This window comes from Flavobacterium panacis, from assembly GCF_024649945.1.
Taxonomy (GTDB): Bacteria; Bacteroidota; Bacteroidia; order Flavobacteriales; family Flavobacteriaceae; genus Flavobacterium; species Flavobacterium panacis.
In genome coordinates this window covers 135,238-145,122 of the sequence record NZ_JANKMS010000014.1, presented here as the reverse complement: position 1 = coordinate 145,122, position 9,885 = coordinate 135,238, and the positions used below count along the sequence as shown (strand labels likewise).

Annotated in this window: 7 protein-coding genes; 6 read left to right on the top strand and 1 reads right to left on the bottom strand. The window is 32.3% G+C overall.

Features of this window, described 5'->3' with window-relative positions; all coding sequences use genetic code 11:
* Nucleotides 1-234 precede the first annotated feature (234 nt).
* Nucleotides 235-918 (bottom strand): DUF4294 domain-containing protein, encoded by a 684-nt coding sequence (locus NQQ59_RS23240; protein WP_144219719.1) that lies wholly within the window; start codon nt 916-918, stop codon nt 235-237.
* Nucleotides 919-999: 81 nt separating this feature from the next.
* On the opposite strand from NQQ59_RS23240, the gene NQQ59_RS23235 reads away from it, so the two are divergent.
* From NQQ59_RS23235 to NQQ59_RS23210, 6 genes are all read left to right on the top strand, one after another.
* A complete protein-coding gene (locus NQQ59_RS23235) occupies nt 1,000-2,088 on the top strand; it encodes a M42 family metallopeptidase (protein ID WP_144212457.1) in 1,089 nt (362 codons plus the stop codon).
* 59 nt (nt 2,089-2,147) lie between these two features.
* Nucleotides 2,148-2,828, top strand: coding sequence for a response regulator transcription factor (locus tag NQQ59_RS23230; RefSeq protein WP_144212455.1), 681 nt, complete (start codon nt 2,148-2,150; stop codon nt 2,826-2,828).
* Nucleotides 2,825-4,186, top strand: a complete 1,362-nt coding sequence (locus NQQ59_RS23225; RefSeq protein WP_144212453.1) for a HAMP domain-containing sensor histidine kinase — start codon at nt 2,825-2,827, stop codon at nt 4,184-4,186. The genes NQQ59_RS23230 and NQQ59_RS23225 overlap by 4 nt, the downstream gene beginning before the upstream one ends.
* An 83-nt stretch (nt 4,187-4,269) precedes the next feature.
* Nucleotides 4,270-5,517: a TolC family protein gene (locus NQQ59_RS23220; RefSeq protein WP_144212451.1), complete on the top strand. Its 1,248-nt coding sequence runs from the start codon at nt 4,270-4,272 to the stop codon at nt 5,515-5,517.
* 12 nt (nt 5,518-5,529) lie between these two features.
* Nucleotides 5,530-6,615, top strand: a complete 1,086-nt coding sequence (locus NQQ59_RS23215) for an efflux RND transporter periplasmic adaptor subunit (RefSeq protein WP_257698447.1) — start codon at nt 5,530-5,532, stop codon at nt 6,613-6,615.
* Nucleotides 6,616-6,618: 3 nt separating this feature from the next.
* Entirely contained in the window at nt 6,619-9,717 is a 3,099-nt protein-coding gene (locus NQQ59_RS23210; RefSeq protein ID WP_144212447.1) for an efflux RND transporter permease subunit, read from the top strand.
* The last annotated feature ends 168 nt before the right edge of the window (nt 9,718-9,885 follow it).

The window sequence follows — 9,885 nt, the reverse complement described above, 5'->3', positions numbered from 1 at the left end:
CCCGATAGAAGCGGAAATCCTTTTGTTTTGGGGTTCAAAACAAAAGATTGAAGCGCATAGCGGGAAATGGCTCCTAATAATTAACGAAATTCCAATATTTAAATTTCAAATTCAAAACTTGAAGGCTTCGCTGCACTCAGCATAATTCGCCTCACTTATTATATATTATATGTATATAAAAAAACGAACCCGACAGGTTTAAAAAACTGTCGGGTTATATACTATATAGTATGATCACTTTTTATTTAATTCCTTTGCTCTCTGCTGCCACCTATTTGACAAATCATCATAATCCACAGGATTAGCAGATTTTTGATTTACCAAACGACCTGACTCAAATGCTCTGACTAAAATTGTTTCAATTAAATAGTCTTCATTCACATCGTAAGGTTTGTATTCTGTTTTTAAACTTATATCAAATAAATTTGCCGTTGTATTAGAAACAAACGCTTTAAATCCGCTTTTTAATGTTTTTATCAATTCATAGGTTGTGATTCCAGTTTGACGATGAATTAACTTGACTAAAATTTGTCCTTGCTTTCTGGAAAGCTTTTTAAGTCTTTGTTCAAATTCATTGTTCAAATAATCTTCTACTATTTTAAAGTATTTTTTCTTTTCACGACTTGTTTTTAAACGTGCCATTCCATTATTTAATGCTGTCAGCCTTTCTGAAGCCAATTTAGCATACGGATATACTTTATACACTCTGTTCTGAAGAATCTGAAATTGTTTTAACTCTTCCGGATTCATCTTTTCACCCTTTGATATAATTATCTCTGGCAACTGGATAGTGTCGTTTAAAATAGAATCTTGTTCTGTTAGTATATACCCCATTTGTTCATTCTCTTTTGGAGTAACTTGGGCATTGGAATTAAAGGAAATAAATAGTATAAATAAAATAAAGGTGGTTAGTCTCATCGAATCATAATTTAAATGTAAAATTATATATTTATACACAACTCTGATACCAAATTTATATTTTAGCGGAAAAATATTTTTATGAGCACAAATTCTATCTTAAAAGATACTTCTATAGCATTCTTAGAAAGCTACCTAAATAACGCTTCTCCTACTGGTTACGAAAGTGAAGGCCAGAAACTTTGGATGGACTATTTAAAACCTTATGTTGACACTTTTATAACGGACACTTATGGAACTGCTGTTGGTGTCATTAATCCTGATGCTCCTTATAAGGTTGTTATTGAAGGACATGCTGATGAAATTTCTTGGTATGTAAACTATATCACTGAAGATGGTTTAATCTACGTTATTAGAAATGGTGGTTCTGATCATCAGATTGCGCCTTCTAAAAGAGTTAACATTCATACTAAAAACGGAATTGTAAAAGGTGTTTTTGGATGGCCGGCTATTCATACTCGTTTACGTGATAAGGAAGAAATCCCTAAATTAAGCAATATATTTATTGATTTAGGCTGCGAAAATAAAGAGCAAGTTGAAGCTTTAGGAGTTCACGTTGGATGTGTGATTACTTATCCTGATGAATTTATGATTTTAAACGAAAACAAATTTGTTTGCCGTGCGATTGACAATAGAATGGGTGGTTTCATGATTGCTGAAGTCGCGCGATTATTAAAAGAGAACAATAAAAAACTTCCTTTTGGATTATACATCGTAAATTCTGTTCAAGAAGAAATTGGTCTTCGCGGTGCCGAAATGATTGCACACCGTATAAAACCGAATGTTGCCATCGTAACTGATGTCTGCCACGATACTACTACGCCAATGATTGACAAAAAAGTGGAAGGTGACCTGAAAATGGGAAAAGGTCCTGTTATTGGTTATTCTCCTGCGATTCAAAACAAACTGCGTGATTTAATTGTAGATACGGCTGAGGAGAAAAAAATTCCATTTCAAAGACATGCGACATCTCGTGCGACAGGTACAGATACAGATGCTTTTGCTTATAGTAACGGCGGTGTTCCGTCTGCATTAATTTCGCTTCCTTTGCGTTATATGCATACAACTGTAGAAATGGTTCATCGAGATGATGTTGAAAATGTTATTGAACTTATTTATGAAGCTTTATTGAAAATTGAAAACAATGAAACTTTCTCTTATTTTAAATAAGATGTATCTTTAATGTAAATCCGATTTTTTAAATCGGATTTACAAATAATCAGTCCTACATGAAAATACTACTACTCGAAGACGACTTTACTTTATCAAAAGAAATTTCAACATTCTTTACTTCAAAAGGTTTCGAGTGCATTCCTTATTATGATGGATCATTATTATTGAAAAAGTATTTTCCGTACGAATATGATTTGATTGTTCTCGATATTAACGTTCCTGGAACCAACGGAATCGATGTCTGTAAAGGAATTCGAGAAATCGACAAAAAAACTCCTATTATTATGCTGACTGCTTTTAGCGAAATTGAAGATAAATTATCTTCTTTTGATAATGGCGCAGATGATTATTTAGTAAAACCTTTTCATTTTGATGAATTGTTCGCCAGAGCACAATCTCTTTTGAGAAGAAAAGATGTTCCACAGCAAGTAGAAAATAAAATAACAATTAATGATCTTCAAATTTTTGAAGAAGAAATGAAAGTCGTTAGATCTGGAGAAGAAATTAAACTTACTCCAAAAGAATTCAAACTTATTCTTATTCTAGCTCATGCCAAAGGAAAAGTTCTTTCCAAACAATTCATTGCCGAAAAACTTTGGGATTATCATATTGAAACCAATCAAAATACTATTGAAGTTTACATTAACTTTCTTAGAAAAAAGATTGACAAAGACCATGAAACAAAACTTATTCGTACCAAAGTAGGTTACGGATATTACTTAAGCGATCAAGAATGACATTAAAAAATCGGATATCACTTTTAGTAAGTTTATTGTTTACCATCCTTTTTGGATTGGCCTCTACAGTGATATTCATTTTATATTCTAATTATCGAAAAGAAGAATTTCGCGATCGACTGGAAATAAAAGCATTGTCTAATATAAAACTATTAGTGAATGTAAAACAGGTCGATAATCAGCTTTTAAAAATAATTGATCAAAATTCTATTAATAAATTGTATGACGAGAAAACTTTGGTTTTTGACTCTAATTATAAACTGATTTACAGCAGCATTGATGATGCAAAAATCAATTGGTCTGTTGATGATTTAAAATACTTAAAAAAGAACAAAACCTTTTTTAAGCAACAAGGAGACTACGAAGTTTATGGCGTTTTTTATGATACTAACGACAAGGATTTCTATGCCTTGATATCAGCAACTGATGATTATGGTAAAAAGAAACTGCTCTTTTTACGTTATACCTTAATTGTTTCTTATATTTTCTTTACCTGTTTGTGCTGGGTTATTACCTCTATTACGGTTAAAAAAGTAATGAATCCGTTAAATGCTTTTCATCAGAAAATAAAAAACATAAACGAAAATAATCTTGATACAAGAATTGAATCGAAAAGCACTAAAAATGAAGTCGATTTGATTGCGGACGAGTTTAACTTCATGATGGATCGAATTGAAATTTCGTATCAAAAACAAAAGGAATTTACGGCACACGCTTCTCACGAATTGCGAACACCGCTTTCTAGAATGACTTCACAGATTGAAAATGCTGTTGCCGATCCTGACCTTAAACCTAAAAATCGTTCATTCTTAAATACGATATTAGCAGATGTCAATCATTTAAGTGAGTTGATCAATTCTTTATTGATTCTTTCTAAAATTGATAGTCGTGAAGCGGAAAACCATGAAATTCAAAGAATAGATGAAATTTTATTTTCTTCTATAGAAAAGATAAACAAATCTTTTCCTGATTTTGTGATTTTATTCGAAATGGAAGAAAGTGAAGATCTTGATACCGCTTTAGAAATAAAAGGAAATAAAAATCTCTTAGAAATTGCTTTAGGTAATGTTTTAAAAAATGCCTGCGTTTATTCAGATAATAAACAAGCGAAAGTAAAAATAAGTACAGACCGTTATCACCTCATTGTATCAGTTTCGAATACAGGAGAAACTTTAAGTGAAGAAGAGCAAAAGAATCTTTTCCAGCCTTTCATGCGTGGTAAAAATTCTCAAGGAACTTCAGGCTTCGGACTTGGTTTAAGAATCGTACAAAGGATTTTGACATTGCACAAAGCAAACATAAACTACTCAACACCAAACATTAACACGAATTTATTTCAGATTTTTTTTAATATATAAATAATTTTAAGCTATTTTTAAGGTAGATTTTAAGGTCTCTTAAAGCCTGTTGATAGCATATTTGTATAATTAAAAATGATACAATGAAAAAGTTATTCGCATTGCTGTTATTTGCACTTCTCAATCAAGCTGCAATAGCTCAAAAAACAGTTACCCTTCAAGACTGCGAAAGTCAATTCTTAAAAAAGAATCTCTTTTTACTAGCTGCTCAATATAATATTGATGCCTCGAAAGCACTAACTATTCAAGCGCGTATCTGGGATAATCCCACAATTTCGGCAGAATTAAATGCTTATAATCCAGAAAGAGATAAATATTTTGACATTGGAAAAAATGGACAGAAAGTCTTTTCAATTGAGCAACTTATCTATTTAGGTGGTAAAAAGCGAAATGAAGTTAAACTTGCCCAAGCCAATTCACAACTTGCAGAACTTCAATTTAATGATGTACTACGAACATTAAAGCTTCAATTAAGAAAGAGCTTTTACACGGTATATTATAATTCTAAGAACCTTGAAAACACAGACAAACAATTAGCTCATATTGAAAATTTAATAAATTCATATTCTGTTCAGGCACAAAAAGGAAATATTCCACTAAAAGATGTTGTTCGTTTGCAGTCACTGTATCTTAACTTTAAAAACGAACGATTAGAAGTTATCAATAACAATATTGAAGAACAAGCCAATTTAAAACTGTTAATGAATGAAACTGAAAATGTAATTCCAACAGTTAGCAAAGATGATTCTAATAAATACCTAAAAGTAATTGATTTTGATCTTAAAAGCTTTGAAGAACAAGCTATAGCAAATCGTCCCGATTATTTAGCCAAACAAAAAGAAATTGATGCCAACGAACTAAATGTAAAATGGCAGAAATCACTTTCTGTTCCAGATATTACCGTGGGAGCTAATTACGATCAACGAAGCGGGGCTTTCAATAATGAAGCCAATGTCAACGTTGCAATTCCGTTACCGCTATGGAATAAAAACAAAGGAAATATTAAATATGCACAAACTGTTTTAGAACAATCTAAAATTGAAAAACAAAATTTTGAACTTCAATTACAAACCGAGATTACTTCTGCATGGACAAAATGGGATGAATCTAGACAAAACTATGCGGTTATAAAACCAACCGTAAATTCTGATTTTGAAGCAGTCTATAATGGTATGCTAACCAATTTTCAAAAACGAAATGTAAGTCTTTTAGAATTTACCGATTTTATGGAAAGTTATAATCAAGCAATAATTCAATTAAATGAATTAAAGAAAAAAGTGGTTATAGCTGGTGAAGAATTAAATAGCACAATAAACAAAGATTTATTCTAAAAATATAAAGAAATGAAACATACATTATTCATAGGAATCGCAATAGTAAGTCTAACTCTAACAAGTTGCAAAAAAGAAGTTCAAAATCCAGAAACCAATACTTCATTTGTTTTAAGCGATGCAATGCTTAAAACGACAACAACTGCTCCAGCTGAAACGCAACCACTGAAAAACGAACTTAGTTTCTACGGAAAAATTACAGCAGACAACAACAAAATGATTGACGTTTATCCTCTTGTTGGCGGAAACGTAATGAAAGTAAATGTTGAACTTGGAGATTATGTAAAAAAAGGACAAGTTTTAGCTACTATAAAAAGTACAGATGTTGCAGATTTTGAAAAACAGTCCATTGATGCAAAAAGTGATTTATTGGTTGCGAAAAACAATCTGAAAGTAGCGCAAGAATTATTTGATGGAAAATTGAATTCTGAAAGTGATGTTCTTCAGGCAAAATCTGAGGTAAACAAAGCGCAATCTCAATTGAGTAAAATTCAGGAAACTTATAAGATTTACAATATCAAAGCTGGATCTATTTACGAAGTTACAGCTCCTATTAGCGGTTTTATCATTCAAAAAAGTATAAATCAAGACATGTTGCTGCGTAACGATCGTTCTGAAAACATTTTTGATATAGCCGAAATCAGTGAAGTTTGGGCAATGGCGAATATTAATGAAATTGATATTAATAAAGTAAAACTTGGAACCAGTGCATCAGTAACAACTCTAAGTTATCCTGATAAAACGTTTCACGGAAAAGTAGATAAAATTTACAATGTCATTGATCCGGAAACCAAAGCGATGCAAGCAAGAATCAAACTAAACAATCCTGATTACATGCTGAAGCCCGATATGAATGCAAACATCAAATTGTCTTTTAACGAAAATCAATCTATGATAGCTGTGCCAAGCAAAGCAATTGTATTTGATAAAAGCAAAAACTTTGTTGTGGTGTTTAAAGACCGTAATAATATAGAAACAAGACAAGTAGAAGTTTACAGAGTAGTTGGAGATACAACTTATATCTCAAGTGGTTTAACAGAAAACGAAAAAGTAATCACAAACAATCAGTTGTTTATTTATGGTGCTTTAAATAATTAAGACATGAACAAATTCATTAAAAATATTATTGCTTTTTCTTTAAAGAATAAAGCATTTACCTTCTTTTGGGTTGGTTTATTAGCCGTTGCAGGGTTTATTTCATTCAAGAATATGCCTATCGATGCTTTTCCTGATGTCACTAATACACAGATCATTATCATTACACAATGGAATGGAAAAAGTGCTGAAGAAGTAGAACGTTTTGTAACGTCTCCAATCGAAATTTCGATGAACTCAGTTCAGAAAAAAACTAGCGTTCGAAGCATTACCATGTTTGGATTATCGGTTATTAAAATCATTTTTGATGATGGTGTAGACGATACTTTTGCACGTTTTCAGGTAAACAATTTACTAAAAAACGTTTCGCTTCCAGATGATGTAGAACCAGATGTTCAGCCACCTTATGGTCCAACTGGTGAAATTTTTAGATATATTGTAAAAAGTGACAGCAGAGACAGTAGAGAATTGCTGACTTACCAAAACTGGGTAATTGACAAACAACTTCGTTCTCTTCCTGGTGTTGCCGATCTAAATGTTTTTGGAGGTCAGACTAAAACGTATGAAGTTGGAGTTGATCCAATTAAATTAGCTAAATACAATATTACGCCTTTACAAGTTTATAATGCTGTAAATGCCGGAAACTTAAATGTCGGTGGAGATGTTATCGAAAAAAATGGACAAGCTTTTGTTGTTCGTGGAGTTGGATTACTAAAATCTAAAGAAGATATCGGAAACATTATTGTTGATGATGCCGGAGGAAATCCGATTTTGGTTAAAAATCTTGCTGATGTTTACGAAAGTTCGATGCCAAGAGTTGGACAAACAGGTTTAGGAGATAATGATGATGCCGTTGAAGGAATTGTGGTAATGCGAAAAGGCGAAAACCCGCAAGAAACTTTAGCCTTAATTAAAGCAAAAATTCAAGACCTTAATGAAAATGTCCTTCCAAAAGACATTAAAATAGAAACTTTTTATGATCGTGACAATTTGATGAATTTCACGACCGAAACGGTAATGCACAATTTATTTGAAGGGATTATTCTAGTAACTTGTGTCGTATTCTTATTCATGGCCGATTGGCGAACTACTTTTACCGTTTCTATTGTAATTCCGCTTTCCTTATTATTTGCATTCTTGTGTCTTAAAATGATGGGAATGAGCGCCAACTTATTGAGTTTAGGTGCAGTCGATTTCGGAATTATCATTGATGGAGCTGTTGTAATGGTCGAAGGTTTATTTGTAGTCTTAGATCATCGGGCACATCAACTGGGAATGGAGAAATTTAATAAAATTGCCAAAGGAAGCTTAATCAAAAAGACTGGAACAGAAATGGGGAAAGCTATCTTCTTTTCAAAATTGATTATTATAACCGCTTTGCTTCCAATCTTCTCATTCCAGAAAGTAGAAGGAAAAATGTTCTCTCCCCTAGCCTTTACTTTAGGTTTTGCTTTATTGGGAGCGCTTATTTTTACTTTGACATTAGTTCCTGTTCTTTCTCACATTCTTTTAAATAAAAATGTAAAAGAAAAAAACAATCCGTTTGTAAATTTCTGGGATCGAATTGTGAGCAAAGGTTTTGCATGGACTTTTAAACATAAAGTACAATCTTTAATTGCTTCAACTGCATTATTAGTAGCCGTTTTCTTTTCTGCAGGTTTCTTAGGTACAGAGTTCTTACCGCAATTAAATGAAGGAGCACTGTGGGTAACAGCAGAATTACCTATGAGTACTTCACTTCCTGAAAGTGTGAAAACTGCCGCGATGATTAGAAAAGATTTAGAAACTTTTCCTGAGGTTAAAAAAGTGTTGTCGCAAACTGGTCGAAGCAACGATGGAACAGATCCTAATGGTTTTGGATTTATTCAGCTCCAGGTTGATTTACTTCCAAAAGCAGAATGGAAACGTAAAATTTCTATGGATGATCTGATTAATGAAATGGATAATAAGTTAAAAGTTCATCAAGGAATTACTTATAATTATTCGCAACCTGTAATTGATAACGTAGCCGAATCTGTTGCAGGATTTAAAGCTTCGAATGCAGTTAAAATATATGGTGATGATTTAAATAAATTAGATCAACTTGCCAATGAAGTTTTAGTGCAGATTAAAGATATCCCAGGAATAAAAGATGCTGGAATACTAAGAAATGTTGGTCAGCCTGAAATAAGTGTTATCTTAGATCGTGAAAAAATGGCTGCTTATGGCGTTACTTTAAGTGATGCACAAGCTGTTCTCGAATTAGCTTTTGGAGGAAAAACAGCAACTGAAAAATATGAAGATGAAAAGAAATTTGATGTTCGTGTCCGTTTTTCAAAAGAATACAGAAAAGATGAAAAAGATTTGGAAGAAATTAAAGTTCCGACAATAAGTGGTATTAAAATTCCTTTGAAAGAAATCTGTGATATTAAAACCATTACTGGTCCAGCATTTATTTACCGAGACAATACAAAACGTTTTATTGGAGTAAAATTCTCTGTTCGTGATCGAGATTTAGGAAGCACAATTGCAGAAGCACAAGCAAAAGTGAATAAACTAAAACTCCCTGCTGGTTATACAACTGGTTGGACAGGTGAATTTGAGAATCAGGTTCGTGCAAGTGCTCGTCTTGCTCAGGTTGTACCAATCAGTTTAATTGGAATTTTTGTTCTTTTATTTATACTATTTGGAAACTTTAAAGATTCACTTCTGGTTTTAGCCAACGTTCCATTTGCTATTATTGGTGGAATTATTGCCTTGCATATTACAGGAATGAATTTTGGGATTTCTGCAGGAGTTGGATTTATTGCTCTTTTAGGAATCTGTATTCAAAATGGAGTTATTTTAATTTCTGAATTCCATCATAATTTAAAATCCAAGTTTACGCTCGAAGAATCTATTTTTATGGGAGTAAAAGCTAGAACCAGAGCTGTAGTAATGACCGCATTAATGGCGTCTATTGGATTAATGCCTGCTGCAATTTCAACGGGAATTGGATCCGAATCACAGAAACCATTAGCAATCGTAATTATTGGTGGACTTATGACTGCTACCGTTTTAACCTTATTGGTATTCCCTATTTTATTCTGGATTTTCAACAGAAAAAAACACGTACCAATTGAGTAATAATTTATTTTTTTAGATTTTTTAAATCAATTGTTGGATTTAAAAGCGAAAAGCATCATTCTTTTGAATGGTGCTTTTTTGTTTGATATAAATAAAAAAACTAGTGCAAAAAAAAATGACCTTTTGCTCAGAAAGGTCATTTTAATACTAACTCAAAACTTTTTTAAA

Bases quoted from the DNA above. Each gene is read 5' to 3' on its own strand.
- NQQ59_RS23235 (WP_144212457.1), top strand. From the start codon at position 1,000: ATGAGCACAAATTCTATCTTAAAAGATACTTCTATAGCATTCTTAGAA.
- NQQ59_RS23220 (WP_144212451.1), top strand. From the start codon at position 4,270: ATGAAAAAGTTATTCGCATTGCTGTTATTTGCACTTCTCAATCAAGCT.
- NQQ59_RS23215 (WP_257698447.1), top strand. From the start codon at position 5,530: ATGAAACATACATTATTCATAGGAATCGCAATAGTAAGTCTAACTCTA.
- NQQ59_RS23230 (WP_144212455.1), top strand. From the start codon at position 2,148: ATGAAAATACTACTACTCGAAGACGACTTTACTTTATCAAAAGAAATT.
- NQQ59_RS23240 (WP_144219719.1), bottom strand. From the start codon at position 918: ATGAGACTAACCACCTTTATTTTATTTATACTATTTATTTCCTTTAAT.
- NQQ59_RS23225 (WP_144212453.1), top strand. From the start codon at position 2,825: ATGACATTAAAAAATCGGATATCACTTTTAGTAAGTTTATTGTTTACC.
- NQQ59_RS23210 (WP_144212447.1), top strand. From the start codon at position 6,619: ATGAACAAATTCATTAAAAATATTATTGCTTTTTCTTTAAAGAATAAA.